Origin of the sequence: Streptomyces sp. NPDC056479 (genome assembly GCF_042795335.1) — a bacterium.
GTDB lineage: Bacteria > Actinomycetota > Actinomycetes > Streptomycetales > Streptomycetaceae > Streptomyces.
Map to the genome: position 1 here is coordinate 748,943 of NZ_JBHTRZ010000003.1, position 25,551 is coordinate 774,493.

Consider the following 25,551-nt stretch of genomic DNA (forward strand, 5'->3'; position numbering starts at 1 on the left):
CGCCTCACCGTACCGCCCGCGTCATATGGCTTTGATCTCCCGCTCCAGCTGTGTCGCGAGGGCGAGATATCGGGCCCGGCGGGGCACCGGGACCAGACCGCGGATCATGATGTGCCACATCTCGGCCACTCTGCGGGGCTGGCGCGCGACGGGTTCGAGGGATCGGCCGACGACGCGGGTGCCGACGTAGAAGCAGACCAGGGCGTGGGCCGCGGCCTCGGCGTCGATGTCCGGGTGGATGTCGGACTCCTTGGCGGCGGCGTGGAGTTTGCGGTTGGCGATGTCCAGCAGCTCGGTGAAGGGGTGCCGCAGCGGCGGCCGTATCATCACCGACCCGGTGGCCAGGCGCAGGCCGGCCCGGGTGATCGGGCCCTCGACGGCGAGGCGCGTGATGCCGAACGTCGTGCGTATCAGCGCCTCCAGCGAGGTGTGGCCCCGGGCCTCCATCTCGCTCGCCATCTGCCGGGACGCTCTGGACTGCAGCTCCATGATCGCCTGGGCCAGGTCCTCCTTGGCGGCGAAGTGGAAATACAGCGCGCCCTTGGTGACCTGGGCGTGCTCGACGATGTCGCTGAGGCTGGTCGACTCATAGCCGTGACGGTCGAACAACTCGGCGGCGGCCGTGAGGATCGTGGTGCGCGTGTGTTCCGCGCGTAACTGCCTCGCCATCGGCTGGACTCTCCTGGGACCGGGAAAAGAACGGGTCGTGCCGTTTGTTTCTTACTCCCTGTACACGATAACTCACCCGTCCACGGTGCCCACCACGCACTCGAAGACAGTCGACTTTCCCTGCCGTCCCACGACTTGTACGTCGGCTCCGTCCGCACCCGGTCGATCGACCGTCTCTATCCAGGCGGGCAGGTCGAGTTCGGTGTACCGGTGGAAGACGGCATGGAAGGAGACCGGTGTTCGCCGGCCGTTCCGCGTTCGTGCGCGCACGGCCTGGCGGGCGGCTTCCAGCAGCAGCATGCCGGGCACATGGTCCAGCGGATGATCGAAGAAAACGGCATGTGCGGTATCGACTCGCAGCCGCCAGCGGTCCGAGTGGCCGGTTGGACTCAGCACCACATCCGCGGGCAGGGCGCGGTCCACGACGGCGGGCGGCAGACCGGGCGGAGCCGGCAGCGCGGACACGGAGGCGGCGGTACGGCCGCCGCGCAGCCGGTGGTAGACGGCCGCGTCGGTCCAGGTGACGGCCAGGTGCGCGGTCGCGACGCGCGCGCCGTCGAGCCGTACATCGGCCGCGTAGCGGAATCCGGCGGGACGGCCGCCACGGTGATCGATGTCGGTGACGGTGAGGTGCAGTACCGGCTCGGCAGGAGTCGCGCCGAGGGCCAACTGCCCTGGATACGTGGTGATTGCGAGTTCCCTGAGCACGAACTGGTGGCCCAGCGGGACCTCGTAGGCGGTGTGCGCGAGAAGTGCGCCGGCCTGGCGGACGGTCTCCGCGACGAGCAGCGGTTCGTACGCCGACCGGTCTGACGACACGTGTAACTGGTGGGCGCGCGGCCACTCGGCAAAGACCGTGAACTGGTGGGTGTCAGTGCTGGTCACACCGGTCAGAAACGTTTCCGCCACCGAAGCTCGGTGCACCAGTTGGCGCGGTACGGTGGCCGTCAGGTCCTGTGGCGCCTCGGGGGTTTCGGCGAGCGGGCTCGTGGCGGGCCGCCACGGATCAGACATGTCCCCTCCCTGGGTCCCCCGTATGTGCGCTGACAGACGGCGAGGTGCCCGTGCCGCGAGCGTTAGAGTACGAGCCGACCGGTTTGTTTTCAATGCGGTCGCGAGGCTTGCTCGGCCATGGCCGGAACCGCTCCGGCGCACGCCGGGCGCACGGATCGACTCGGCGCGGCGGAAATACGGAGGGGCTGTCATGGCGAGGCAGGAGCGCGCCATCAGAACGCGGAAGGTGATCCTGGAGGCCGCGGGCGCGGTCTTCGACGAGCACGGATACACCTCGACCACCATCGCGATGGTCCTCGAGCGCGCCGATGTTACCAAGGGCGCCCTGTATTTCCACTTCCCCTCGAAGGAGTCTCTCGCCCAGGCCGTGCTGGACGAGCAGTTGTCGCTCGGCGCCGTGCCACCGCAGCCCTGCAAGCTCCAGGAACTGGTCGACGTCACCTTCGTGTTCGGGTGGCGACTGCTCACCAACTCCCTGCTCAAGGGCAGTGTGCGGCTGGCGGTGGATCAGTGCGCGCCGCCCGGCGTCGACCACTCCGGACCGTTCCGGCAGTGGGCGGACCATCTGGTCGGGGTGCTGGAACAGGCCCGTGACCAGGGCGAGTTACTGCCCACCGTGGAGCCGCGGCAGACGATTGAGCTACTGGTCGGCGCCTTCGCGGGCATCCAGCTGATGTCCAGGGCGCTGACCGACCGGAGCGATCTGGCGGAGCGGATCTCGGTCCTGTGGGGACACCTTCTGCCGAGCATCGCGGTGCCGGCCCTGCTCACCGACATCGACCGGGAACCGGACCGAGGGCTACGCGTACTGGCGGCCATCGAGGAAGCCGGTGTCGACCAGGCCGACATGGACCTGTCCCTACGCTGAGTGAACGATCACCGACCGGAGTGACGGTTTCCGCCACTCCGGTCGATGATCGCAACGAACGGCGGGCCGGCCGATGCCCCATCCGCACCGGCCGGCCCGCCCGCTTGTGGTACGCACCCGTGCAGGGCGCGTGTTCAGTGGTCGGCCGCGCTCAGAAGGTCAGCTTCCAGCTGTTGAGCCGGCCCGTGTCCTGGGCCGCCGTATCCTGCACGCGCAGCTTCCAGGTGCCGTTGGCGGTCTCGCTGGAGGCGTTCACCGTGTAGGTGGTGTTGACGTTGTCCGCGGAGTCCGAGGAGCTGGCGGCCTTCAGGCGGTACGTCGAGCCGTCCGGGGCGACCAGATCGACGACCAGGTCACCGCGGTAGGTGTGGGTGATGTCCACGCCGACCTGGAGGGCCGAGGGGGCGTTGCCGGTGCGGCCGCTGACCGTGATCGGGGACTCGATCGCGGAGCCGTTGTCCGGGACGGAGACCGCGGTGGTGCTGGTGAAGGTGGTGCCCCCCGTGGAGCCGCCGGAGCCGCTCACCGCCTGCACCGTCTTGGTCGCGTCCGCGAGGCCCGCACCGCAGCCGCCCGAGCAAGTACCGGGCACAGTACGCGAGTTGGTCTTGATCGCGGACTCGATCTGGGCCGGGGTCAGCGCGGAGTTCGCCGACTTCATCAACGCGACCAGACCCGCGACGTGCGGGGCGGCCATGCTGGTGCCCTGGTAGTACTCGTAGCTCTCCGAGGACGGACCCTGCGCGCCGGAGTTCAGCGTGGACAGGATGCCGTTGGCCGTCACGGAGTTGGTCTCGCCGCCGGGCGCTGCGATGTCGACGACCGAGCCGTAGTTGGAGTAGTAGGAGCGGTTCCCCTGGCGGTCGGCGGCCGCCACGCTGATGACGTTGCCGCAGCTGGCCGGCGAGTAGTCGGCCGCGTTGGCGTTGCTGTTGCCCGCCGCGACGACGACCGTGGTGCCACGGCCCACGGCGGCGTTGATCGCGCTCTGCGTGGCGCTGGTGCAGGCGCCGCCACCGCCGAGGCTCATGTTGATGACCTTGGCGACATTGGTGTTGGCCGGGACGCCGGAGACCGTACCGCCGGACGCCCAGGTGATGGCGTCGATGATGTCGGAGTCGTAACCGCCGCACTTGCCGAGCACCCGCAGCGGGGAGACCTTCGCACCGTACGCGATGCCCGCGACACCCTTGCCGTTGTTGGTGGCGGCGGCGATCGTGCCCGCGACGTGGGTGCCGTGCCAGGAGGAGCCGTACGCCGGGTCGCCCGACTGGCACTCGTTGGCGGCGGTCCAGTCGCCCGGGTCGGCCGGGTTGCTGTCGCGGCCGTTGCCGTCGTTGGCCACGGTGGCGTCGGAGATGAAGTCGTAGCCCCCGACGATGTTGGCGGCGACATCGGAGTGGGTGACGTAACCGGTGTCGATGACGGCCACGGTCACGCCGCTGCCGGTGGCGACGTCCCAGGCGCCCGGCACGTTCATACCCGCGGTGGTCTCGAAGAGGTCCCACTGCTTGGTGTACTCGGTGTCGTTGGGGGTGGCCAGCGGCTTGTTCAGCCGGTCCGGTACGACGTAGGCGACCTGCGGGTCCGCCTGGTACTCCGCGACGACGTCGGCGACGTCCGTCCTGGTCAGGTGAGCGCCGAGGTCGACGAGGGCGGCGCCGGAGCCGAGGCGGCGCCGGAAGTCGAGGTCCTCGCCGGCCTCCTTGCCCTTGGCGGCGGCGTCGGCCTCGGCGGCCTTGTTCGACTTGGCCTCGGCGGCGCCGGACTTGTAGCCGACGATCAGCCGCTCGGCCGGGGTGCCGGGTGCGGCCTCGGCCTGTGCCGCGGGTACGGCGGCTTCCTGGGAAGCGGTCTCCTCGGCCACGGCGACGGTGGTGGCGGCCGTGAACAACGCGGCGGAGACCGCGGCGACGGATATCAGCTTCCGTCTGAGGGGTGTGGAGGTACGCATGGGGAGTGCCTTTCGGGGCCGGCCGTTCTCCGGGCAGCGCGGAGCGGCGGACGTTTTCGCTTCGTCCTCGAAGCGGCGGGGGGTATTTCGAAAGTGCGGGGGCGCTGTGGCCGGCCGGGCGCGGTCGCCGACCCGTTCGGGGTTACCTGTGGGTCGGCTGTGGTCGAACGATAGGCAAAGAAAAGGTCATCGGGATACAGGGGAAACCCTCGATCCGGCCGGAAACCCACCCTCTACGTCGGCTGGTTGACCGGTAATGACGGGCTCTGCCCGGTTCGTCGCGCAGTGAACGCGCCGGGCCTCTCCCCCGTACTGGACGAGGACCCTTCCCCCGTCGGCCGAGGAGACGTTCCGGATGTCCCGGATGCCCTGGATGAGATCGCACCGCTCCGCCCTGGCGGCCGCCGCCGTCACGCCCTTGCTGCTCACGGTGTGGGCGGCCGGCCCGGCCCGTGCGCACGGCGCTCCGACGGATCCGACGAGCAGGGTGTACGCCTGCTCGCCCGACGGCGGCAGCGCCTCGAGGTCGGCGGCGTGCCGCGCGGCGGTCGCCTCGAACGGCGCGCCCTTCACGGCCTGGGACAATCTGCGGATCGCGAACGTGAACGGCCGCGACCGGCAGGTCGTCCCCGACGGCCGGCTGTGCAGCGGAGGGCTGCCCGCCTACCGCGGCCTCGACCTCGCCCGCGCCGACTGGCCGTCGACCCGGCTGAGCCCGGGTGCCGCCCTGACCATGCGGTACGTCTCGACGATCCCGCACACCGGCACGTTCCGGCTCTACCTCACCAAGCCCGGCTACGACCCCACGAAGCCGCTCACCTGGTCCGATCTCCCGGAGCGGCCGTTCGCCGAGGTGAAGGACCCGGCGCTGACCGACGGGGCGTACCGGATCAGGGGGACACTGCCCTCCGATCGCTCCGGGCGGCATGTGCTGTTCACGATCTGGCAGAACAGCAGCACGCCGGACACGTACTACTCGTGCTCGGACGTGGTGTTCCCCGCAAGCGCGAGTGCCGAGAGCGGTGGCGGCGGGAGCACGGCGTCCGCGCCTGCGAACAAGGAGCGCGGCAACGGCCGTACGACCGCCGCCCCTTCGCCGAGCGACAAGCCGCGGGCGAGCGAGCAGCCCGCGACCGCCTCGCCCACGCCGTCCGCGCCGACCGGCGCGGAGAACCCGCGCGCCAAGGACGACAGCACTCCGGTGGCATCCACCGGGGTCGCCGACACCGGACCGTCCACGCCGTTGCTGGCGGGCGGCGCCGCCGCGGTGCTGCTGCTCACCGGGGGCGCCGCCCTGGCGCTGCGGCTGCGTCGGAGGTGAACTCCGGTGCTCTGAGGGTTAGTTGACGTAGACCGCCTCGCCGCTGCCGGTCACCGGGGCGTACTTGGCGGTGAAGTAGCCGTTGGCGAAGCAGAGGGACGAGCCGGAGACCTTGGCGAACTGCGCCCTGGTGAAGTTGATGCTGTTGTCGTCATTGCTCGCCGTGCCGGCCAGGCTGGGGGCCTGGTAGACGCAGTTGATGCTGCCCAGCAGGGTGCGCAGCACGACCGTCGTCTGGATGGTCGAGCCCGCGGCCGGGGTGACGTTGACGGTGCCGTCCGAGGACACGGCGGCGCTGTACGGCAGGTTGTTGACCGTGATGCTGGTGACGCCGAGCACGCCGACCACGTTGGTGGTGCAGCTGGCGGCGTCGAAGGTGTGCGCGGAGACCGACTCCGTCGCGGTCCCGGGCGCGCTCGGGTTGTCCGTAACGGCTGCCGTGAACTGCGAAGAGGTGCAGGAGATGCCGCTGGTGCCGGTCGCGCTGGAGTAGAACGTGGCGGCGGTGCCGCTGGCCAGCGGCGCGGTGAGGACCTCGCCGGCCGCCACCGCCGTACCGCCGACGGAGCCGGTGGTCAGGACGGCGCCGTCGGCCGCGGACGCCGGGACGGCCATGGGGAGGGTGAGGGCGGCGACGGTGCCGGCGAGGGTGAGGAGGGTGCGTGCACGCATGCGGGTGTACCTCGGCTTTCGTTGCGGGGGTGTGAGTGGGGGTTGTTGAGGCGCGAGTCGGCGTGCGCCGTCGCCGGTCCGTGACGCCTTCTCCGTACGGCACGGACCGGCAACGGCAGCCCGGCCGGTGTCCTGCCGGAGCCCGTGGGGAGGGCTCCGGACGGACCGGTCGGGGGTGCGGCCGGCACGGACCGAGGGGGAAGCGACCGTGACGGCGCCGTGGTGTGATCTCGCGAAAAGGAAATGTGAAGGACATCAAGGCCGGGAACGCGGGCAGAGGCCACGCGGCGGCGGATCCGGCGCCACGGATCCAAGGGGGGAACCAGGGAGAGTTGTAGACCTGAGAGTCAGTCAACGTCAAGGCATCACAAGGGAGTTGATGTCGACGCGGAAGGATTTCGAGATCCTTGGATGCTCATGACCCACAGGTGACACACAACCGACACTCTTTTTACACAACCATCTTGACCCTCGGCTGTAACCCCCGGTAACTTCCGGGCTTGGCTACTGCGGAGTACGAGAAAGCCCTTGCATCCGCCGGGAGTTGCGAGGAGACGTGCGCCGTGGGCGCTGTCCGCGCCAGGACAACGTGCCACTGATGCCCTACCCGCACTTTTTCTGTACCTGGGAGCAGTTATGGCCTCGTCCCCGGACGTCACCCCGTCCGCCGGCAACACCCCTGAGAACCCGGAAAGCGGTTCCCTGTCCGAAGCGTCCGAAACCCCAGACGGTCCCGCGAGACGCGGGCGGGTCCGGGCGCGTCGCGCGGCCGTGATGGCGGTGCCGGCCACCCTGGTCGCCGGCGCCCTCGCGGTGCTGACCGCCGAGGGTGCGCTGGGCGTGCAGTTCGCCATCTCCGGCATGCCCTTCACGGTCACCGCCACCGAGCTCAACGGCACCGGCTTCGAGCAGTTCGGCGGCCTCGACCAAATGGCGCCGGGCAGCCCCAACGAGGGGGACACCGGCGGCCAGGTCCTGGTCATCACGTCCGCGATCAAGAACGCGACGCTCACCAAGCTGTGCCAGAGCGTCGACCTCGGCGGCACGAATCTGCTGATCACCGCGGGCAGCGGCGCGGAGAAGGTGACCGCGAGCGATCTCACCACCGACTCGACCGAGCTGTCGGGTGACGCGTCGTTCAACAACATCGAGATCGGCAACGACGCGAGCACCCTGACCAAGGCCGGCGTGAAGGGGCCGATCGGCGTCTTCAGCCAGCAGGCGGACACCGTGCGCATCGCCAATCTGCGGCAGACCAACTACGCGACGACCGCCGGGGTGTTCAAGCTGCCCGGGCTGAAACTCAGCTTCAGCAGCACGGGGTGCTGATGAGCGGCCTGGATGGATTCCGGTCGGCCTTCCGTCGTTGGCGGGCCGACCGGCCGTTCTGGGGCGGGCTGCTGCTCGCGCTGGGCGGGGCGTGGATTCTGCTCACCATGAAGGCCTCGCTGAAGGTCATTCTGCATGTCGGCATGCAGGGGCTGGCGGGGTATCTGCTGCCGGCGCTGATGCTGCTGCTCGGGTTGCTGGTCCTGGTCAATCCGGCGCAGCGGCTCTTCTACTCGATCACCGGGGTGCTGGTCTCGTTGGGGACCTGGCTCACGTCGAACCTCGGCGGGTTCTTCGTGGGGTTGCTGCTGGGCGTGGTGGGGAGTTGTCTCGCCTTCGGGTGGCTGCCTGATCAGGAGCCTCGGCGGCGTCGGCGTGAGCGGAGGAAGGAAGCAGCGACCGCGCCGTAGGGGCTTGAAGGTGTTCGGCGGGTGCGGGTTGGGCGGGGCTGGTCGCGCCCGCGCGGCGAAGCCGCATGTAGATACAGCCCCGCGCCCCTAATAGGTTGGCACCGTGAACGCCAACTACCCGGTGAACGTGTGTAGTTGGCGACGCCGACGCCGCCCCCAGGAGGCCCCATGCCCGCCGACGACATCGACACCGGACACCCCCACTCCGCCCGCATCTACGACTACATCATCGGCGGCAAGGACCACTACCCGGCCGACCGGGAAGCCGCCGACGCCATGGTGCGTGAGTGGCCCGCGCTGCCCGTGCACATGCGGGCCAACCGGGACTTCATGAACCGGGCCGTGCGGTATCTCGCCGCGGAGGCCGGGATGCGGCAGTTCCTCGACATCGGGACCGGGATTCCCACGTCGCCCAACATCCATGAGATCGCCCAGTCGGTCGCCCCCGCGTCCCGGGTCGTGTACGTCGACAACGACCCGCTCGTGCTCGATCTGTCCCAGGGGCTGATGTCCGGCACACCCGAGGGCAGGACGGCGTACATCGAGGCCGATATGCGCGAGCCGGCGAGCATTCTCGACGCCCCGGCGTTCCGCGAGACCCTCGATCTCGGTCGGCCGGTCGCGCTCGCGGTGATCGCGATCGTGCACTTCATGCTGGACGAGCACGACGCCGTGGGGATCGTACGGCGGCTGCTCGAACCGCTGCCCGCGGGCAGCTACCTGGCGATGTCCATCGGCACCGCCGAGTTCGCGCCGGACGAGGTCGGCCGGGTGGCGCGGGAGTACGCGGCGCGGGGCATGCCGATGCGGCTGCGCACCAGGGGTGAGGCCGAGGAATTCTTCACCGGTCTGGACCTCGTCGAGCCGGGCATCGTCCAGGTGCACAGGTGGCGTCCGGACGGCACGGGCACCGAGGTCATCCGGGACGAGGACATAGCGATGTACGGGGCGGTCGCACGCAAGCCGAGTTGACGTGGTTTGCGCGCGCAATCGGTCTGGGCCGGCTGGACGCCGGTCTGCCCTCCCGCCAGCGGTTCATCACGATGTGGCAGCAACAACTCACCCCTTGTGGTTGCACACTTGACTACCGATGGTCACACGCGATTGGCTCCGCCAGAGCGAGAGTTCACCAGCTCGGCGAACTCCCCCGTTCGGCGCCGGCCGTACTCTCGTTCGTTCCTCAGGCTCGGCCGCACAGCGAGGTGCCGCACCCTCATGAAGACTCCACCCCCCTCCTCCGCCCACACTCGCGTCGCGGTCCTCGCGACCGCCGGCTGTCTGCTGCTGGCCGGCTGTTCCGGCCTCGGTGCGAAGGACGACGCGTCCGGCGCGGACACGGCGGGCGGCGCACGGCTGAAGGTCGCCCTGATCACCCACGGCGGCGAGGGCGACGCCTTCTGGGAGCTGGTACAGAAGGGCGCCCAGGTCGCGGCCGCCAAGGACGACATCGATCTGACCTACGCCGACGACGACGACCCGGCGGGTCAGGCCGGGCTGATGCGGGACGCGATCCGGCAGAAAGTCGACGGCATCGCGGTGACCCTGGCCAAGCCGACGGCGATGGCCGGTCCCGTCACCGAGGCACGCGCGGCCGGTATACCGGTGGTCGGCATCAACTCAGGTATAGACGACTGGCGGCCCGCCGGACTCCTCGAGTACTTCGGGCAGGACGAGAGCGTCGCGGGCCGTGCCGTCGGCGACAAGCTGGACGACCTCAAGGCCAAGCACACGCTGTGCGTGATCCACGAGCGCGGCAACGTCGCCCTGGAGGCGCGCTGCGCGGGCGTGAAGAAGGCGTTCGGCGGCGAGACGGACAACCTCTACGTGGACGGCACCGACATGGACGCGGTGACCGCGACCGTCGCCGCGCGGCTGACGCAGAACCCGGCCATCGACGAAGTCGTCACCAACGGCGCGCAGTTCGCGCTGGCCGCCGTGAAGTCGGTCGAGCAGGCCCGCGCCAAGGCCCATGTCGCGACCTTCGATCTCAACAAGGACCTGGTCAAGGCGGTCCAGGACGGGGATGTGCAGTTCGCCGTGGACCAGCAGCCGTATCTCCAGGGCTACCTCGCGGTGGACTCGCTCTGGCTCTACCGGAAGAACGGCAACACCCTCGGCGGCGGCGAGGCCCCCGTGCTCACCGGGCCCGCGTTCGTCACGAAGGCGAACGTCGCCTCGGTCGCGCGGTTCGCCGCCAACGGAACCCGCTGACCGGACAGTTCTCTCCACGGTGTCGCCAAAGATTCGGTCACGCATGACGCGTACGCTCACTTGTACGGATAGCATCCTGCGCACCCCCTGTGACGTACCGGACACGCAGTCACCCCTGGCGTTCGTCCCCCGCTCCTTTCCCCCTCCGCGCTGATCCCGCCCGCCCTCCGCTGATCGCCCTAGGACGACAATGTCTCCACGGACAGGTCCCCGGCGCCGCCTCGGCTCCATCCGTCTCTCCCTGATCCTGCTGGCGCTGGTGCCCGGCGTCACGCTCGCCGCCGTCTGGAGCGTGACGACGATCCAGATGTTCTCGGAGGGCCTGGGGCTGCGGTCGCAGACCGGGCTGAGCAGGTCGACCGGGGCCATGGGCACCGAGGCCACGCTCGCACTCCAGCAGGAGCGCAGCTACTCCGCCGTATGGCTCGCCACACGTCAGGAGGCCGCCCGCACGGCGCTCGACGCGCAGCGCACCAAGACCGACAAGGCGGTCGCCAAGCTGCTCGCCCAGTCGGACGCGATCCAGCGGGCCCCTTCCCGGATCAAGGACCGGCTGTACTCGGTCGTCGCGTCCGCGAGCAGCCTGGAGTACTACCGGGGCCAGGTGGACAACCCCACCGACATCTCCGCCGTACAGGCACTCGGCCAGTACACGTCGATCATCGACGACCAGATCCACGCCTTCCAGGAGCTGTCCCAGGTCGACGACGGCGACCTGACCTCGCAGGCCGGTCCGCTCGTCTCGCTGGAGCACGCGGCGGAACTGGTGTCGCGGGAGGACGCGCTGCTGACGCTGGCCTCCCCCGCGCGGAAGATGGACGAGAAGACCTGGAACGAGTTCGCGGAGCTGGTGAACACCCGCCGCTGGCTGGTCGAGGACCAGATCCTGCCCGCGCTCGCGGGGAGCGCGAAGGCGGAGACCGAGCGGATCCTGGGCAGTGCGCAGTGGCAGACCCTGGAGACCGTCGAGGACCAGGTGCTCGCGGCCCGGGCCGGGGCCCGCGGGAACGGGAAGATCACTGTTCCGGACGCGCAGAAGGAGTGGCGGGCCGCGCTGGTCAAGGTCTCCGACGAGTACGAGGTGCTGATCCGGCAGCAGACGAACGGACTGCTGCAGCGCAGCGCCGACAACGCGCGCAATCTGCTGATCACGGCCGCCTCCCTGAGCGCGGGCGGGCTGATCGCCCTGCTGCTGTGCGTCGGGATGTCCTGGCGGATCACCCGCTCGCTGTCCCGGCGGCTGCGCGGCCTGCGCGAGGCCACCCTCGGTCTCGCCCAGGAGCGGCTGCCCGATGTGGTGGCCCGGCTGGAGCGGGGCGAGAAGGTCGATGTGGAGCTGGCGACGCCGCCGCTGGACTACGGCCATGACGAACTCGGCCAGGTGGCCAAGGCGTTCAACACCGCGCAGCGCACCGCCGTGCACACCGCCGTCGAGCTCGCCGACACCCGGCGCGGCTTCCAGAAGATCATCCTGGGCATCGCGCGGCAGAGCCAGAACCTGGTCAATCTGCAGCTCACCAAGCTGGACGCGCTCGAGCGCGCGCACCAGGACCCCGAGGTCCTCAAGGGCCTGTACGAACTGGACTCCACCGCCAGCCAGTTGCGCCGCTACGAGGAGAACCTCGTCATCATCAGCGGTGAGCGGCCGGGCCGCAGCTGGAGCGAGCCGGTCGCGCTGATCGACATCCTGCGCAGTGCCGTCGGCGAGGTCGCCGAGTACCGGCGGGTGGAGGTGCACACCGAGGAGGAGGTACATCTCGCGCCGCCCGCGGTGGCCGACGTCATCCATCTGCTGGCCGAGCTGATCGAGAACGCCACGCTGTACTCCCCCGCTCCGGCGCCGGTCGGGGTGCGGGCCGCGATGGTGGCCAAGGGGCTGGCCGTGGAGGTCGAGGACCGTGGCCTCGGCATGTCCGAGGAGGACTACGCCTCGTTCAACGCCCAGTTGGCCGAGCCCCCGCAGTTCGACGTGGTGGCCCTCGCCGACGACCTGCGGCTCGGCATGTTCGTGATCGGCCGGCTCGCCCGGCGGCACGGCATCGCGGTCACGCTGCGTTCGTCGCCGTACGGCGGCACGACGGCGATCGTGCTGATCCCCCACGACGTGGTGGTACGGGACGTGCCCGCGCCGGACCGGGACGAGTCGGTGGAGCACGCCGGGGCCGCCGAACCGGACGAGCCGGTACGGGAGTCCCGCCCTGTCGTGCCGGCCCGTACCGCGACCGACCCGGCCCCCGCGCCCACCGCCGGCCGATCGGGGGCCTCCGGCTCCGGCGGAGCCGAAGGTGCGGGAGGTCTCTCCCCGTTGCCGCGCCGGGTGCCGCAGACCAGCCTCGCGGCCGAGCTGCGCGAGGAGTCCCCGCCTGCCGAACAGAACGGCCACACCGACGACTTCACCGCGGAGCAGGCCGCGTCCTCCCTTGCGGGCTTCCAGCGCGGCACACTCCGGGCCCGCGACGACGCCGACGACGAGACACGGGACCCGCTCGACACCGCGGACCACCAGGACCCGGCCCTCGCCCGATTCCAGCGCGGCACACTCCAGGCCCGCGACGACGCCGACGACCCGGCCGCGGACGCGCCCGTGGCCAGGGACCAGCGAGTTCCGGCCGCGCGCCGGGCGCGTGACGACGCCGCCCCCGACGAGCCGCCCGGCACTGACGCCTCCTCCCCGGCCGCCGCTCCCACGTCCTCCACTCCGCCCGCCGACCGCTCATGAAGGACATCGCCATGACACGCCCCACCCCAGCCACGGACACCCAGCTCGACCAGTTGCTCACCGGCCTCGTGGAGCGGGTCGCCGACGTCAACCACGCGGTGGTGCTCTCCGAGGACGGGCTGGTGGTGAGCAAGTCCATCGGGTTCCTGCGTGACGACGCCGAGCGGCTCGCGGCGACCGCGTCCGGTCTGATGAGCCTCAGCAAGGGCGTCAGCATGGACTTCCGGGGCGGACCGGTGCGCCAGGCGCTCATCGAGATGGCCAACAGCTATCTGATCCTCACCTCCGCCGGACCCGGCGCCCACCTCGTCGTCCTCACCAATCAGGGCGCGGACGTAGGGGTCGTGGCGTACCAGATGAACATGCTGGTGAAGAAGATCGGCGAGCACCTCTCGGCGGCACCGCGGGCCCATGTCGGCCCTGGCGCGTGAGGTGGGCGGAGACGATACGGCGGGTCGGCTGGTCCGTCCCTTCACCCTGACCGGGGGCCGGACCCGGCCCAGTCGCACCGACTTCACGCTGATCACGACGGTGACGGCGGTGGATCCGCCGCCGGAGCGGGCGCCCCGCCCCCAGCCCGAGCAGACGCGGATCCTGCGGCGCTGCGCCCGGCCGATCGCGGTCGCGGAGCTCGCGGCCCATCTCGACCTGCCGGTGAGCGTGGTCGCCATCATGCTCTGCGATCTGCTGGAGGCGGGCCTGATCAGCGTCCACCCACCGCATCCCGTCACCCCCCGCACCCCGGACCTGGACCTGCTGCAGAAAGTGAGGGACGGCCTTGGCCGGCTCTGACACCACCGTGGAGGCGGTCGCGCCGCCCGACACGGTCAAGATCCTCATAGCCGGCGGCTTCGGCGTCGGCAAGACCACCATGGTCGGGTCGGTCAGCGAGATCGCCCCGCTGCGTACCGAGGAGCCGTTGACCACCGCGGGCCTGGGCATCGACGACCTCGACGGCATCGAGCAGAAGCGCGCCACGACCGTGGCGCTGGACTTCGGCCGGATCACCATCAGCCGCGAGCTGGTGCTGTATCTGTTCGGTACGCCCGGACAGCAGCGGTTCTGGTTCATGTGGAACGACCTGGCGATCGGCGCGCTGGGCGCGGTCGTGCTGGTCGACGTCCGCCGGCCGGAGTCCAGCTTCGCGGCGATCGACTTCTTCGAGCGCCGGGAGATCCCCTTCGTCGTCGGCGTCAACGGCTTCCACGGTGAACACCCCTACTCGGCCGAGGACATCCGGGACGCCCTCGCCCTGCCGGAGCATGTGCGGGTGCTGTTGTGCGACGCGCGGGAGCGCGAGTCGTGCCGGGACGTGCTGATCGCCCTGATCGACCAGCTGATCGCGGACGCCCGTCAGGCGAGCTGAGCCGGCGGCCGGTTCGCGGGCGCGACGATCCGGGCCGTGAGGTCCGGGGCGGGCATCGCGGGGTCGAAGGGGAACATCGGCCGGCGGATGCGACGGTGGCCGAGCCGGACGAGGTCCTGGTCGACACCGCCCGGGGTGAGCGCCATCTTCCAGTCGGCGGCCATGGCGAAGAGCTCGGGCTCCAGGTAGCCGATCTTCACGATCACGACGTCGGCCCCACGCGGGTCCAACTCCAGGTCGGTGAAGTCGCGTTCGAGGTGGTACGGCTTGCGCAGCCGGGTCAGGATCACATGCACGCTCCCGACCCGCAGCACGGCCTCCGTCTCCGCGTCCCGGTCGCCGTGCCGGACCGAGTGCACCACGCCCGTCATCGTGAGCGGCCCGGCGTGCCGGTCGTCCACCTCGGCGCCCGCGGTGACGGTGACCCTCGCACCGACGCCGGCCCGCACCGCCGCGTCGACGGCGGATGGCCCCGGCAGCGAGGCGTAGACGACGACCGGGCCGGAGGGATCCTTGAACTCGGGGCGGTTCAGGACGTGTTGGAGCCCCCAGGTGACATCACCGGCTCCGCCCGCCGTCGGATTGTCGCCGGTGTCGCTGATGAAGTAGGGGCGGCGGGCGCCGGCGACGAGGGCCTCGTCGAGGCAGTCGTCGAGGGTGCCGGTCGGGGCGACGAAGGCGAAGTCGTGCCGGGCGTCGCAGAATCCGCGCGCGAGCCGCCTCGGCACCCGCGGCGACGGCGGCCTCTTCGGGCCCGGTGACCACGACCGCGGCGCGGTTGCGGGGCTCGTCCGCCCAGGCGTACCCGACCCAGATCGCGGCGTCGGTCACGCCGTCGGCCGCCTCCACCTCCGCCACGGCCGCGTACACGCTCCTCGCCGGTTCGATCCGGGTGGAGGTCTGCTCCCCGGCCAGCAGCACCGGCACCGGGACCCACGCCTTGACCGGGCGGGGCGCGCCGCTCGCCAGGAGGTCCACCAGGTTGCGCGCGGCCCGCTCCTTGGTCTCCATGGCGTCCTCGTGCGGGGCCATGCGGTAGCAGGTGATCAGGTCGCTGAGGTGGACGAGCGGCCGGGAGACGTTGCCGTGCAGGTCCATGGACGTCGACACGAGGACGTCCGGGCCGATGACCTCACGGATACGGGTGCGCAGGTCGGCCTCCGCGTCGTCGGCGACGGGAACGCGGGCGCCGTGTACCAGGAGGCGGGTGCCGCCGTGGCCCGCGCCCTGCTCGTCACGGCGGGTCTGCTGGACGTCACCACGGTGGTGGTCGGTGGCGGTGTGAGTCGCTCCTGGGCCCTGCTGGAGCGCGCGGTCCAGGCCGTGCTGACGGCCGAGCCGCCCGTCAGCGGCCATCCTGTCCGCGTGCTGCCGACCGGGCTCGGCGCCGACGCGGTGGCGATCGGGGCGGCGGCACGCGCACGTGCGGAACTGGGGCCCCTGGTGGACCGGGTGGCGGGAATCCGCCAAGGGTGACCATGTGATTGACGCGCCATCAACACTCTCCTACTTTCTGGTCGATTCACCGAACTCCGTTCGGCATATCGACCAAAGAGCCGCACGGAAAGCCCCCCGCACCCCTTGGAGAGCCGCATGACGCACCCCTCCCGCAGACACTTCCTCGGCATGGCCGCGAGCGTCCCCCTCGCGGCCACCGGCGCCCTGACCCTCGGCTCGGGGACCGCCCATGCCGCCGACTCGGCGTACGCGATGGTCTACTTCACCGAGTCCAACACCATGCTGGAGGCGAACTACAACCTCCACCTCGCCGTCAGCACCGACGGTCTGCGCTGGACGCCGCTCAACCAGAACAACCCCGTCGCCACCCCGACCCTCGGCGCCGGCGGTCTGCGCGACCCGTTCCTGCTGCGCAAGCAGGACGGCACGTTCGTCGTCCTCGCGACCGACCTGAGCGGCACGGACTGGACCCGCACCAGCGTCTACATCCACGTCTGGGACTCCACCGACCTGCGCACCTTCACCGGCTACCGGCTGCTGAAGCTGCACGACATGACCTCCACGCACAGCTGGGCGCCGGAGGCCTTCTGGGACGCCTCACGCGGTCAGTACGGCATCCTCTACTCGTCGGTGAACAGCAGCGGCCACAACGTCATCATGGTCAGCTACACGACCGACTTCCGTACGACGACCGGCCCCCAGGTCTTCTTCGACCCCGGGTACGACGTCATCGACGGCAACCTCACCGTCGGTGTGAACGGCGTCAACTACCTCTACTTCAAGCGCGAGGGCACCCTGGTGGGCGCCCGCTCGACGAGCCTGAACCCGGGCAGCTTCACCCCGTTCAGCACGGCGGTGAACCACGGCGGCACCGAGGCCCCCACGGTGGTCAAGTCCCTGACCGCAAACACGTGGTACCTCTGGGGAGACACGTACACACCGAACGGTGTCTTCTACGTCTGGCAGACGAGCGACCTGGCTTCCGGGACCTGGACGCCCCTGGACCAGAAGCTGTACACCCAGCCCCTCAACTCCAAGCATTGCGGCATCCACCCGATCACGTCGGGCGAGTACAGCAACCTGACGGCCAAGTGGGGCACCCCCGCCTGGAACCGGCTCAAGTCGTACAACTACCCGGCGCGCTATGTCCGGCACAGCGGCTTCGCCGGCCGGATCGACGCGTACCCCTTCGACCCGTTCCCCGACTCGCAGTGGAAGCTGGTGCCGGGGCTCGCCGACTCCTCCGGCGTCTCGTTCCAGTCGGTCAACTACCCGACCCGGTATCTGCGGCACTACAACTACGCGCTGCGCCTCGACGAGAACGACGGCACGTCGACGTTCGCCGCCGACGCCACCTACTACCGGACGGCCGGGCTCGCCGACGCCGCCTGGGCGTCGTTCCGTTCGTACAACAACCCCACGCGCTACATCCGGCACGCGGACTACGCCCTGCGCATCGATCCGGTCTCCACGAGCACCGAGCGCCAGGACGCCACCTTCCAGGTCGGCCACTGAAAAGCACAGCGGGGTTGTGACGGGCACCCGTCACAACCCCGCGAGAAGGCCTGTCGTACGTCAGCCCAGACCGGCCGACTTCAGCCAGGCCTTGGCCACGTCGAGCGGGTCCTTGTTCTCCAGCTGGACCTGCGAGTCCAGGTCGAGGAGCGTCTTGGTGTCCAGCTTGGCCGAAACCGCGTCGAGCGCTTCCACGCCCTCCTGCGAGAGACCGCTCTTGTAGACGAGCGGGGTCACGTTGGCGAAGCCGAAGAGGTTCTTCGGGTCCTTCAGGACGACGAAGCCCTCCTTGGTGATGGTCGGGTCCGTGGTGAAGATGTCCGCGGCCTGCACGGTGTTCTTCGTCAGCGCCGCCTGGGTCAGCGGACCGCCCGCGTCCAACGCCTTGAACGACTTGAACTTCAGGCCGTACTCGGACTCCAGGCCCGTCAGGCCCTGGTGCCGGGTCTGGAACTCCGGCGAACCGCCGATCACCAGGTCGGGTGCGGCGTCCTTGAGGTCCTCAAGGCTCGAGTCCGCGGTCAGCTTGTACTTCTTCGCCGTCTCGGCGTTGACGCTGACGGAGTCCTTGTCCTCGGCCGGCGAGGACTCCAGCAGCGTCAGCTTGGCGTCCAGCTTGCCCTTCACCGCTGCGTTCACGGCGTCGGCCGACTTCTGCTCCGCCTTCGAGTCGAGGTAGGCGAGCAGCGACCCGTTGTACTCCGGCAGGACGGTGATGGAGCCGTTCTTGAGCAGACCGTACGTCGTCTCGCGGCTGCCGATGTTGGGCTTGTAGGTGACCTTGATGCCCTTGGCCTTCAGAGCCTCACCGTAGATGTCGGCGAGGAGGATGCTCTCGGCGAAGTTGTTGGAGCCCACGACGACGGTGTCGCCGCTCGCCCCGTCCCCGGCCAGAGGGTCGGACTTGTCGTCGGAGGAGGAACATCCCGCCAGCAGCGCCGCCGTGGCGGCGAGCGCGACGGCGGCCGCGCCGGGATGGTTCCTGAGGGACCTGCTGCGTGAAGGGGTGGAAGTCACGGTTCCCGATCTGGATTCAGGGGGGTGGGAGAGCTCTTCCACTGATCCAATCCAGCCGGTTCTCGGTCAGTCAAGACCGGTCAGGTCACCGATTGGCCTCAAAAATCGGAAGGTAACGGACAGTTGCTTCCGGCGTGAAGGCGGGACGGTTGGGGTGCAGGGGGCTGTAACGGATTCTTGACGTACAGTTCCGGTCACCGCGTTCAAACGGCGGTACTGTCCCCCGGACGAAGTCGTTCCATACCCGAACAACAACGGTCACGTGAGACCTTGCGCACCGTGCGACGCCAAGAAGGAGGCCACTCGGTGTCCACGAACGAGGAGAGCGCGCCCCGCCCGCGTCGCATACGCGATTTCGCCGACCGCTGGCCTTTCCGGCGCAAGCTCAATCTCCTCGTCCGGGTGCCGCTGGCCGTGGTCGCGCTCCTGCTCGCCTACCTCATATCCGACCAGACCGCGCAGTCGCGCGACGCGGCGGACGCCGCGCAGTTGGTGCGGGAGAGCGGAGAGGTCGCCACCCTCGTAGACCGGCTGGCCGCCGAGCACCAGCAGGCCGTCCTGCTCTCCGTACGGCATGAGTCCGCGGCCGGCCACGAGCCCTCGACCGCCGCCTACCGCACCTCGCAGTCCATGGTGAACGCCCAGGTCCAGCGGGTGCGCGACGCCTTCGAGGACCGGCTGCCGGAGACCGAGGAGCAGGCGCTCAAGGGCGTCGAGGGCCTGAGCAGCCTGCGGGACACCGTCGAGCAGGACTATCTGCCCGCCAGCAACATCGACCCCGCCTACACCCACGCCGCCCAGCTGCTGATCGACGGCCTGGGCCTGGACCGCAACCCCGATCTCGCGACCACCTTCACCGGCAATCTGCTCGACTCGCTGCTGCGCGCGGGCGCCGCCCACAGCGCCTTCGAGACCAGCGTCTTCTCCGCGTCGACCGGTGACTCCAACGCACTCCTCGAGTTCATCGGCGCGATCGGCTCCTACGAGGAGTACAGCCGTCAGGCCGAACGTTTCGCCAGGTTCGCGAGCGAGGCGCAGGCCGCCCAGCTCGCCGGGATCAAGTACACCGCGGCACAGAGCGTCATCAGCCGGCAGTACGCCGACCTCCAGATCGACCCCGGCTCCGTGCAGGCCGACTCGCCCGCGGAGATCCGTCAGTCGCTCGCGGCTGCGCTCGACTCCTACGGCGCCTACCGCGACCAGGCGAAGACACGGCTGGCGATCACCACCTCGCTCATCCACCAGATCGCCGACCAGGCGGACAGCGCCTCCGACACGGCGGCATGGCGGGCGGTCCTGCTGCTGGGGTGCGCCGTGTTCGGCTTCACCCTCTGGCTGGTGCTGGCGATGCTGGTGCGCCGCTCGGTGGTGCGCCCGGTCACGGCCCTCACGGGTGCCGCGCGGCAGGTCGCCGTCGTCGCCGAGCGGGAACTGGCACGGGTGGCCGACGACGACGCCGAGGACGACGGTCCGCCGAGGCTGCGCGAGATGCCGGTGACGGCACGCGACGAGATCGGCGAACTCGCCGAGGCGTTCAACCAGGTGCAGACCACGGCGGCCGCGCTGCTGGAGCGGCAGGTGCTCAGCCGGCGCAACGTCGCCGAGATGTTCGGCAACGTGGGCCGCCGGGTCAGCAACCTGACGACACGTCAGCTCGCGTTGATCGACGCGGTGGAGCGGGGCGAGACGGACCCCGCGCTGCTGGAGCGTCTCTACTCCATCGACCACATCGCGGTCCGGCTGCGCCGCAACGCCGACAGCCTGATGCTGCTCGCCGGTATCCACGAGGCCTACCTGGACGCCGGTCCCACCTCGCTCACCAACGTCGTACGCGCCGCGCTCGGCCAGATCGAGGGCTACCGGCGCGTGGAGCTGCGCGCGCGGACCGAGGCCGTGGTGGAGCCGGAGGTCATCGGCGACCTGACGCTGATGATGGCCGAACTCCTGGAGAACGCGGTGTCGTTCTCGCCGGAGGGCAGTCCGGTGGAGGTGGCGGTGTCGGCCGCCGGGGACGACGCGGTGATCGTCGTCGCCGACCACGGCCTGGGCATGAGCCCCGAGCGGCTCGACGAGGAGAACGCCCGTCTGATCCGCCGTGAGCGGCTGGACGTCGTACCGACGAAGGTGCTGGGCCTGTTCGTGGTCGGCACCCTGGCGCGCCGCTGGGAGATCGCGGTCACGCTGTCGCGGACGCCGGGCGGCGGTGTGACGGCCGAGGTGACGGTGCCGGCGTCGCTGCTGGTCACAGGGAGCACCACGGGGTCCACGACGACGGCGGCGCTGGCCGCGATCGCCGGCCGTTCGGGGACGCCGGGGGCGGACGACAGTGCCCATGCCGCCGGGGCCACCGGCCCGGTGCCGTCGCCCGCCGCGCAGGAGGACGCCGTAGGGGCGGACGAGGACGGGCTGCGGTCGCTCCCGCGCCGGGTCGCACAGCGCGGGTCCGCGTCGGACGCGCAGCCGCAGGCCCCCGAGGTCCACGCCCGCGACTCGTCCCCCGCAGACCCCGCCCCCGCAGACCACTCCCGGGCCGACCGGCCGGCGCCGTCGACCGCGACCCGGCCCGCCGGGAAGCCCACCGTTCCCGCGGCCACCGATGAGGCTCCCGCAGCCCGTCCCCTGCGTCGCCGTGTCCGTGGTGCGACCCTGCGCACGCCCCACGCCGCCGAACGGCAGGCGGTTGCGCCGCAGAGCGTGCCGGCCCTCGACGCGGAGGCGGTGCGGGCGGCGCTCGACGAATTCGAGGCGGCTGTGGAACGCGCACACCGCGACAGCCGACCCGGCGACGGAGAACGGTCCGCCGCACCCGCGACCCCCCACTCGCACGACCAGAACGACCTCCCGGAAGGAGCGCAGCAGTGAGCACGTCGACAGGTGGCACCCCGGCGGAAAGCGCCACGCCGGCCGAACTGAAGGCCGCCGCAGCCGACTTCACCTGGCTGCTCAACCGCTTCGCGACCGAGACCGCGGGCGTCGTGGACGCCATCGCCGTCTCGTCCGACGGACTGCTCATCGCCGTGTCCGAGCTGCGTGAGCAGGCCGACTCCGAGCGGCTCGCCGCCATCGTCTCCGGCATCACCAGCCTCGCCGCCGGAGCCTCCGGCAACTACGGCCTCGGCGGCCTGAACAAGGTCATCATCGACCTGGACGGCGGCCATGTCCTGGTCTCCGCGATCGGCAGCGGCGCCGTGCTCGGCGTGGTCACCGACAAGGAGGCCAAGCTGGGCAACATCGCCTACGAGATGACCGTGTTCGCCAACCGCGCCGGTAGCGCGCTCAGCCCGCAGCTCGTGCTGGAGCTGAAGAACAGCGTCGGCGCCACGTCGGGTCGCTGACCCGGGAACGGACATGGCCATGGCGGACGGCACTCCACCATCGGAACCGAGCGGCCCGGACCCGGTCGGCTTCGCGTCCGCCGTACGGCCGTTTTTGCTCACCGCCGGCCGGGTGGCGGACGGCGGCGACGGCCCGTCGCTGCCCGTCGAGACCCAGGTGGTGGCCACGGCCGAGGGGATCGACGCGCTCGACCGGCTCTCCTTCGAGCAGCGCGACATCGTCGCCGTGTGCCGGCTGCCGCAGTCCCTCGCGGAGGTCGCGGCCCGGCTGCGGCTGCACCTGAACGTGGTGCGCGTCCTCGCCGAGGACCTGCGCGCCGCCGGCCAGTTGACGGTGCACGTGCCCGACTCCGGCGTCGTCCAAGACGCATCCGTCCTGCGCAGGGTCATCGACGGCCTGCGCGCCATCCCCGACGCACAAGGGATACTCAGTGACAGCGACTGAACCGGCGACCGTACGACCGCCGTTGCCGGTCAAGATGGTGATCTCGGGTGGCTTCGGCGTGGGCAAGACCACCGCCGTGGGCTCGATATCGGAGATCGAGCCGCTGACCACCGAGGCCGCCATCACCGAGGTCGCGGCGGGCGTGGACGACCTCACGCACACCCCGCGCAAGACCACGACCACCGTGGCCATGGACTTCGGCTGCCTCACCATCGACCCGACGCTGAAGCTGTATCTGTTCGGCACGCCCGGCCAGGAGCGGTTCGGGTTCATGTGGGACGACATCGTGGAGGGCGCGGTCGGCGGCCTCGTCATCGTCGACACCCGGCGCCTGGACGACTGCTACGCCGCCGTCGACTACTTCGAGCACAAGGGAATCCCCTTCGCGGTGGCCGCCAACGCCTTCGACGGCGAGGTCGAGCACACCCTGGAGGAGATCCGCTGGGCCCTCGACGTCACCGAGGGCGTCCCGGTCGTCGTCTTCGACGCCCGGGAACGCGGCTCGGTACGGGACGCGCTGCTGGTCGTACTGGAACTGGCGCTGGCCCGTACGGAGGGCTGATTCAGGTGCGGTTCCAGCAGCGCCGCCAGGGGCGCGGGGAACTGCGCGACCAGCCCCGACGAGCCCGCAGACGCCGTACGACACACTGCGGCACCCTCAACGGCGCACTCAGACCCGCCCTCGCACCCCCGGCGACACCGCGTACCGCCCCGCCGCCCAGAACACCCCCAGCGTCACCAGTGCCAGCCCCGCCACCAGGGTGGCGCCGCCGACGACCTTCTCGTAGTCGCGCTGGTAGAGCCCATCGACGATGTACCTACCGAGCCCGCCCAGGGCGACGTACGCGGCGATGGTGGCCGTCGAGACGATCTGAATGGCCGCGGAGCGCAGGCCGCTGAGGATCAGGGGGAGCGCCGCCGGGACCTCGACCTGGAAGAGGACTCCGAACTCGCTCATGCCCATGCCTCGCGCGGCGTCCACCGGGGACGGGTCGACGGAGCGCATCGCCTCGTAGGTGGTGACCAGGATCGGCGGGACGGCGAGGACGACCAGCGGGGTCATCACGTTCACCATGCCGAAGCCGACCAGCAGGGTCATCAGCACCAGCAGGCCGAAGGTGGGCAGGGCCCGCCCGGCGACCGCGATGAAGGCGAGGGCGTTGCCGCCGCGTCCGTAGTGGCCGGTGACCAGGCCGACCGGCAGGGCGATCAGGGCGGCGATGCCGAGCGCCTGGAGGGTGTACTGGATGTGCTCGCCCAGGCGGGTGGGGATGCTGTCGTAGCCCTGCCAGTGCGCGCTGTCGCGGAAGAAGTCACTGATGAAGCTGAGCAGGTTCACCGGGCTGCGTCCTCCAGGGCTGCGGCGGCCGGATCGGGCCGGTCGGCCTTCGGTTTCGTGCGCGCCCGGCGCGGCATCCAGGGCGTCAGCAGCAGGCGTACGGCGACCAGCAGACCGTCGGCGAGGATCGCGAGGACGGCCATGGTGAGCACGGCGTTCATCGCGAGCTCGGGCCGGTTGTAGATGTTGGCGTCGTTGATCAGATTGCCGAGCGCGCCCTGGTTGCCGATCAGGGCGCCGACGCTGACGAGGCTGATGCTGGACACCGTCGCCACCCGCAGCCCGGCGATGATCGCGGGTACGGCGATCGGCAACTGCACCTGGACGTAACGGCGTACGGGACCGAAGCCCATGGCCGTCGCGGCGGCGAGGGTCTCCTGCGGGACCGAGCGGACGCCGTCGACGATCGCCGGGACCAGGACGACGAGGCTGTAGACGGTGAGCGGGATCATCACCGTGAGCTCGGTCTGGCCGGTGTAGTCGATGAGGAGGACGAAGAAGGCCAGCGAGGGGACGGCGTACAGCACGGTCGTCACCCACAGCACCGGCGGGTACAGCCAGCGGAACCGCACGCACAGCTGGGCCAGCGGCAGCGAGACCACCAGTCCGGCCAGCACCGGCAGCAGGGCCTCGCGCAGATGCAGCCCGATCAGGCCGAGCCAGCTGTGCTGGAGGTCGCTGGGTATGTCGAAGAAGCGGTCCCAGTTCATCCGGCGACCTTCACGTCCGTACGGCCCTCAGGGCGTCCGCCGTCCCCGTGCCCCTCGGCGTGCGCGCCGCGGATGGCCTCGCCGATGGTCTGCTGCGAGACGACGCCGGCGGCCCGGCCGTCGGCGTCCACGGCCACGGCCCATCCGGTGGGCGAGAGCACGGCACAGTCGAGGGCCGCCCGCAGCGAGTCGGTACCGGCGACGAACGGCCGCCCGTACGACAGCAGTCGGCCCGTCTCGATCTCGCCCGCGACCAGTTCCCGTGGCTCGCTCCAGCCGAGGGGCTTGCCGTCCGGGTCGGTGACGAGGAGATAGGGGACGTCGCCCGCGCTCGCGTCCGTCATCTGCTCGGCGGTGGCGTCCACGGCGACGATCGGCTCGGTCAGCAGCTCCAGTCCGGCGGAGGCGAAGAAGGACAGCCGCCGGATGCCGCGGTCGGCGCCGAGGAAGTCCTCCACGAACGCGTCGGCGGGGTGGGAGAGCAGCTCGGCGGGCGGGGCGAACTGGGCGAGGTGACCGCCGGTTCGCATCACCGCGACCATCGTGCCGAGCTTGACGGCCTCGTCGATGTCATGGGTGACGAAGACGATGGTCTTGCCCAGCTCCTCCTGGATGCGCAGGAGTTCGTCCTGGAGTCCCTTGCGGACCACGGGGTCGACGGCCGAGAACGGCTCGTCCATCAGCAGCACCGGCGGATCCGCCGCGAGCGCGCGTGCCACGCCGACGCGCTGCTGCTGACCGCCGGAGAGCTGGTACGGGTACCGCTTGGCGAGCGCCCCGTCCAGGCCCACCCGCTCCATCAGCTCCCGCGCCCGTGCCCGCGACTTCTCCTTGCCCCAGCCCAGCATCCGGGGCACGGTGGCGATGTTGTCGAGGATCGTGCGGTGCTGGAAGAGACCGGCGTTCTGGATGACGTATCCCATGGACCGGCGCAGGGTGTTGACGGGCTGCTGCTGGATGTCCACGCCGTCGAGGAGGATCGTGCCCTCGCTGGGCTCGACCATCCGGTTGATCATCCGCAACGTGGTCGTCTTGCCACAGCCCGAGGGCCCCACGAGAACGGTGATGGAGCGGTCGGGTATCTCCAACGAGAGTTGGTCGACCGCCACCGTGCCGTCCGGGTACCGCTTGGTGACTGAATCTATCCGTATCAAAACGCCGAATACCCTTCGGGTCTGGCAGATTTCGCCCGCTTTCGA

Annotated in this window: 24 protein-coding genes and 1 pseudogene; 16 read left to right on the plus strand and 9 right to left on the minus strand. The window is 70.3% G+C overall.

The annotated features are described in order from the left end of the window. Positions 1-21: 21 nt before the first annotated feature. Positions 22-669 carry a ScbR family autoregulator-binding transcription factor gene (locus ACFQ6S_RS14820; RefSeq protein WP_383408271.1) on the minus strand — a complete coding sequence of 216 codons (648 nt, stop codon included), beginning with the start codon at positions 667-669 and terminating at the stop codon, positions 22-24. A 72-nt stretch (positions 670-741) separates the two neighbouring features. After that, positions 742-1,683: a ScbA/BarX family gamma-butyrolactone biosynthesis protein gene (locus ACFQ6S_RS14825; RefSeq protein ID WP_383408274.1), complete on the minus strand. Its 942-nt coding sequence runs from the start codon at positions 1,681-1,683 to the stop codon at positions 742-744. A gap of 190 nt (positions 1,684-1,873) precedes the next feature. Here ACFQ6S_RS14825 and ACFQ6S_RS14830 point away from each other — a divergent pair, with 190 nt between their 5' ends. Further along, positions 1,874-2,551 (plus strand): ScbR family autoregulator-binding transcription factor, encoded by a 678-nt coding sequence (locus ACFQ6S_RS14830; RefSeq protein WP_383408277.1) that lies wholly within the window; start codon positions 1,874-1,876, stop codon positions 2,549-2,551. A 151-nt stretch (positions 2,552-2,702) separates the two neighbouring features. On the opposite strand, the gene ACFQ6S_RS14835 is transcribed toward ACFQ6S_RS14830, so the two are convergent. Next, positions 2,703-4,505 (minus strand): S8 family serine peptidase, encoded by a 1,803-nt coding sequence (locus ACFQ6S_RS14835; RefSeq protein WP_383408280.1) that lies wholly within the window; start codon positions 4,503-4,505, stop codon positions 2,703-2,705. 364 nt (positions 4,506-4,869) lie between these two features. On the opposite strand from ACFQ6S_RS14835, the gene ACFQ6S_RS14840 reads away from it, so the two are divergent. Further along, positions 4,870-5,826, plus strand: a complete 957-nt coding sequence (locus tag ACFQ6S_RS14840; RefSeq protein WP_383408283.1) for a lytic polysaccharide monooxygenase — start codon at positions 4,870-4,872, stop codon at positions 5,824-5,826. Between the two features lie 18 nt (positions 5,827-5,844). Here the strand turns inward: ACFQ6S_RS14840 and ACFQ6S_RS14845 are convergent, their stop codons facing one another. Then, the gene (locus ACFQ6S_RS14845) at positions 5,845-6,498 is read right to left on the minus strand and encodes a Tat pathway signal sequence domain protein (protein ID WP_383408286.1); all 654 of its coding nucleotides are present in this window, start codon (positions 6,496-6,498) and stop codon (positions 5,845-5,847) included. Between the two features lie 636 nt (positions 6,499-7,134). Between ACFQ6S_RS14845 and ACFQ6S_RS14850 the strand changes: the two genes are divergently transcribed. From ACFQ6S_RS14850 to ACFQ6S_RS14885, 8 genes are all read left to right on the plus strand, one after another. Further along, the gene (locus ACFQ6S_RS14850) at positions 7,135-7,827 is read left to right on the plus strand and encodes a DUF6230 family protein (protein WP_383408289.1); all 693 of its coding nucleotides are present in this window, start codon (positions 7,135-7,137) and stop codon (positions 7,825-7,827) included. Next, a complete protein-coding gene (locus tag ACFQ6S_RS14855) occupies positions 7,827-8,237 on the plus strand; it encodes a DUF6114 domain-containing protein (RefSeq protein WP_383408292.1) in 411 nt (136 codons plus the stop codon). Before ACFQ6S_RS14850 ends, ACFQ6S_RS14855 begins: the two co-directional genes overlap by 1 nt. A 168-nt stretch (positions 8,238-8,405) precedes the next feature. Beyond that, complete coding sequence (locus ACFQ6S_RS14860) at positions 8,406-9,209, plus strand: SAM-dependent methyltransferase (protein ID WP_383408295.1); 804 nt, start codon at positions 8,406-8,408, stop codon at positions 9,207-9,209. A 243-nt stretch (positions 9,210-9,452) separates the two neighbouring features. After that, the gene (locus ACFQ6S_RS14865; protein WP_383408298.1) at positions 9,453-10,448 is read left to right on the plus strand and encodes a substrate-binding domain-containing protein; all 996 of its coding nucleotides are present in this window, start codon (positions 9,453-9,455) and stop codon (positions 10,446-10,448) included. Positions 10,449-10,638: 190 nt separating this feature from the next. After that, positions 10,639-13,167 (plus strand): nitrate- and nitrite sensing domain-containing protein, encoded by a 2,529-nt coding sequence (locus tag ACFQ6S_RS14870; RefSeq protein WP_383408301.1) that lies wholly within the window; start codon positions 10,639-10,641, stop codon positions 13,165-13,167. An 11-nt stretch (positions 13,168-13,178) separates the two neighbouring features. Next, a complete protein-coding gene (locus ACFQ6S_RS14875; RefSeq protein WP_030961072.1) occupies positions 13,179-13,598 on the plus strand; it encodes a roadblock/LC7 domain-containing protein in 420 nt (139 codons plus the stop codon). Beyond that, positions 13,579-13,959 (plus strand): DUF742 domain-containing protein, encoded by a 381-nt coding sequence (locus ACFQ6S_RS14880; protein ID WP_383408305.1) that lies wholly within the window; start codon positions 13,579-13,581, stop codon positions 13,957-13,959. The genes ACFQ6S_RS14875 and ACFQ6S_RS14880 overlap by 20 nt, the downstream gene beginning before the upstream one ends. Next, a complete protein-coding gene (locus ACFQ6S_RS14885) occupies positions 13,946-14,533 on the plus strand; it encodes an ATP/GTP-binding protein (RefSeq protein WP_383408308.1) in 588 nt (195 codons plus the stop codon). Before ACFQ6S_RS14880 ends, ACFQ6S_RS14885 begins: the two co-directional genes overlap by 14 nt. Here the strand turns inward: ACFQ6S_RS14885 and ACFQ6S_RS14890 are convergent. Then, positions 14,521-15,730 (minus strand): annotated as a pseudogene (locus ACFQ6S_RS14890) (M81 family metallopeptidase); the annotation flags it as partial. The gene ACFQ6S_RS14885 and the pseudogene ACFQ6S_RS14890 sit on opposite strands and share 13 nt — an antisense overlap. Positions 15,731-15,748: 18 nt before the next feature. Here ACFQ6S_RS14890 and ACFQ6S_RS14895 point away from each other — a divergent pair. Next, entirely contained in the window at positions 15,749-16,009 is a 261-nt protein-coding gene (locus ACFQ6S_RS14895) for a hypothetical protein (protein ID WP_383408310.1), read from the plus strand. A 117-nt stretch (positions 16,010-16,126) separates the two neighbouring features. Beyond that, entirely contained in the window at positions 16,127-17,506 is a 1,380-nt protein-coding gene (locus tag ACFQ6S_RS14900; RefSeq protein WP_383408312.1) for a glycoside hydrolase family 43 protein, read from the plus strand. Between the two features lie 60 nt (positions 17,507-17,566). Here ACFQ6S_RS14900 and ACFQ6S_RS14905 read toward each other — a convergent pair whose 3' ends face one another. Next, positions 17,567-18,523 (minus strand): ABC transporter substrate-binding protein, encoded by a 957-nt coding sequence (locus ACFQ6S_RS14905; RefSeq protein WP_383408314.1) that lies wholly within the window; start codon positions 18,521-18,523, stop codon positions 17,567-17,569. Positions 18,524-18,829: 306 nt separating this feature from the next. Here ACFQ6S_RS14905 and ACFQ6S_RS14910 point away from each other — a divergent pair, with 306 nt between their 5' ends. The 4 genes from ACFQ6S_RS14910 to ACFQ6S_RS14925 are packed head-to-tail and all read left to right on the plus strand — an operon-like array spanning position 18,830 to position 22,865. Continuing rightward, positions 18,830-21,385, plus strand: coding sequence for an ATP-binding protein (locus ACFQ6S_RS14910; protein WP_383408317.1), 2,556 nt, complete (start codon positions 18,830-18,832; stop codon positions 21,383-21,385). Further along, complete coding sequence (locus ACFQ6S_RS14915) at positions 21,382-21,858, plus strand: roadblock/LC7 domain-containing protein (RefSeq protein ID WP_383408320.1); 477 nt, start codon at positions 21,382-21,384, stop codon at positions 21,856-21,858. Before ACFQ6S_RS14910 ends, ACFQ6S_RS14915 begins: the two co-directional genes overlap by 4 nt. A gap of 19 nt (positions 21,859-21,877) precedes the next feature. Then, complete coding sequence (locus ACFQ6S_RS14920; protein WP_383409268.1) at positions 21,878-22,303, plus strand: DUF742 domain-containing protein; 426 nt, start codon at positions 21,878-21,880, stop codon at positions 22,301-22,303. Next, complete coding sequence (locus ACFQ6S_RS14925; RefSeq protein WP_383408323.1) at positions 22,290-22,865, plus strand: ATP/GTP-binding protein; 576 nt, start codon at positions 22,290-22,292, stop codon at positions 22,863-22,865. Before ACFQ6S_RS14920 ends, ACFQ6S_RS14925 begins: the two co-directional genes overlap by 14 nt. A gap of 108 nt (positions 22,866-22,973) precedes the next feature. On the opposite strand, the gene ACFQ6S_RS14930 is transcribed toward ACFQ6S_RS14925, so the two are convergent. The 3 genes from ACFQ6S_RS14930 to ACFQ6S_RS14940 are packed head-to-tail and all read right to left on the minus strand — an operon-like array spanning position 22,974 to position 25,506. Further along, positions 22,974-23,642 (minus strand): ABC transporter permease, encoded by a 669-nt coding sequence (locus tag ACFQ6S_RS14930; protein ID WP_383408326.1) that lies wholly within the window; start codon positions 23,640-23,642, stop codon positions 22,974-22,976. Further along, positions 23,639-24,352, minus strand: a complete 714-nt coding sequence (locus ACFQ6S_RS14935) for an ABC transporter permease (RefSeq protein ID WP_383408328.1) — start codon at positions 24,350-24,352, stop codon at positions 23,639-23,641. The genes ACFQ6S_RS14930 and ACFQ6S_RS14935 overlap by 4 nt, the downstream gene beginning before the upstream one ends. Further along, positions 24,349-25,506, minus strand: coding sequence for an ABC transporter ATP-binding protein (locus ACFQ6S_RS14940; protein WP_383408330.1), 1,158 nt, complete (start codon positions 25,504-25,506; stop codon positions 24,349-24,351). Before ACFQ6S_RS14940 ends, ACFQ6S_RS14935 begins: the two co-directional genes overlap by 4 nt. Positions 25,507-25,551 lie beyond the last annotated feature (45 nt).

What these genes read in the sequence shown, in the direction of transcription:
- ACFQ6S_RS14870 (WP_383408301.1), top strand. Translation starts at nt 10,639, where the DNA reads ATGTCTCCACGGACAGGTCCCCGGCGCCGCCTCGGCTCCATCCGTCTC.
- ACFQ6S_RS14935 (WP_383408328.1), bottom strand. Translation starts at nt 24,352, where the DNA reads ATGAACTGGGACCGCTTCTTCGACATACCCAGCGACCTCCAGCACAGC.
- ACFQ6S_RS14850 (WP_383408289.1), top strand. Translation starts at nt 7,135, where the DNA reads ATGGCCTCGTCCCCGGACGTCACCCCGTCCGCCGGCAACACCCCTGAG.
- ACFQ6S_RS14820 (WP_383408271.1), bottom strand. Translation starts at nt 669, where the DNA reads ATGGCGAGGCAGTTACGCGCGGAACACACGCGCACCACGATCCTCACG.
- ACFQ6S_RS14880 (WP_383408305.1), top strand. Translation starts at nt 13,579, where the DNA reads ATGTCGGCCCTGGCGCGTGAGGTGGGCGGAGACGATACGGCGGGTCGG.
- ACFQ6S_RS14845 (WP_383408286.1), bottom strand. Translation starts at nt 6,498, where the DNA reads ATGCGTGCACGCACCCTCCTCACCCTCGCCGGCACCGTCGCCGCCCTC.
- ACFQ6S_RS14865 (WP_383408298.1), top strand. Translation starts at nt 9,453, where the DNA reads ATGAAGACTCCACCCCCCTCCTCCGCCCACACTCGCGTCGCGGTCCTC.
- ACFQ6S_RS14840 (WP_383408283.1), top strand. Translation starts at nt 4,870, where the DNA reads ATGCCCTGGATGAGATCGCACCGCTCCGCCCTGGCGGCCGCCGCCGTC.
- ACFQ6S_RS14860 (WP_383408295.1), top strand. Translation starts at nt 8,406, where the DNA reads ATGCCCGCCGACGACATCGACACCGGACACCCCCACTCCGCCCGCATC.
- ACFQ6S_RS14835 (WP_383408280.1), bottom strand. Translation starts at nt 4,505, where the DNA reads ATGCGTACCTCCACACCCCTCAGACGGAAGCTGATATCCGTCGCCGCG.
- ACFQ6S_RS14825 (WP_383408274.1), bottom strand. Translation starts at nt 1,683, where the DNA reads ATGTCTGATCCGTGGCGGCCCGCCACGAGCCCGCTCGCCGAAACCCCC.
- ACFQ6S_RS14830 (WP_383408277.1), top strand. Translation starts at nt 1,874, where the DNA reads ATGGCGAGGCAGGAGCGCGCCATCAGAACGCGGAAGGTGATCCTGGAG.
- ACFQ6S_RS14920 (WP_383409268.1), top strand. Translation starts at nt 21,878, where the DNA reads ATGGCGGACGGCACTCCACCATCGGAACCGAGCGGCCCGGACCCGGTC.
- ACFQ6S_RS14855 (WP_383408292.1), top strand. Translation starts at nt 7,827, where the DNA reads ATGAGCGGCCTGGATGGATTCCGGTCGGCCTTCCGTCGTTGGCGGGCC.
- ACFQ6S_RS14875 (WP_030961072.1), top strand. Translation starts at nt 13,179, where the DNA reads ATGACACGCCCCACCCCAGCCACGGACACCCAGCTCGACCAGTTGCTC.
- ACFQ6S_RS14900 (WP_383408312.1), top strand. Translation starts at nt 16,127, where the DNA reads ATGACGCACCCCTCCCGCAGACACTTCCTCGGCATGGCCGCGAGCGTC.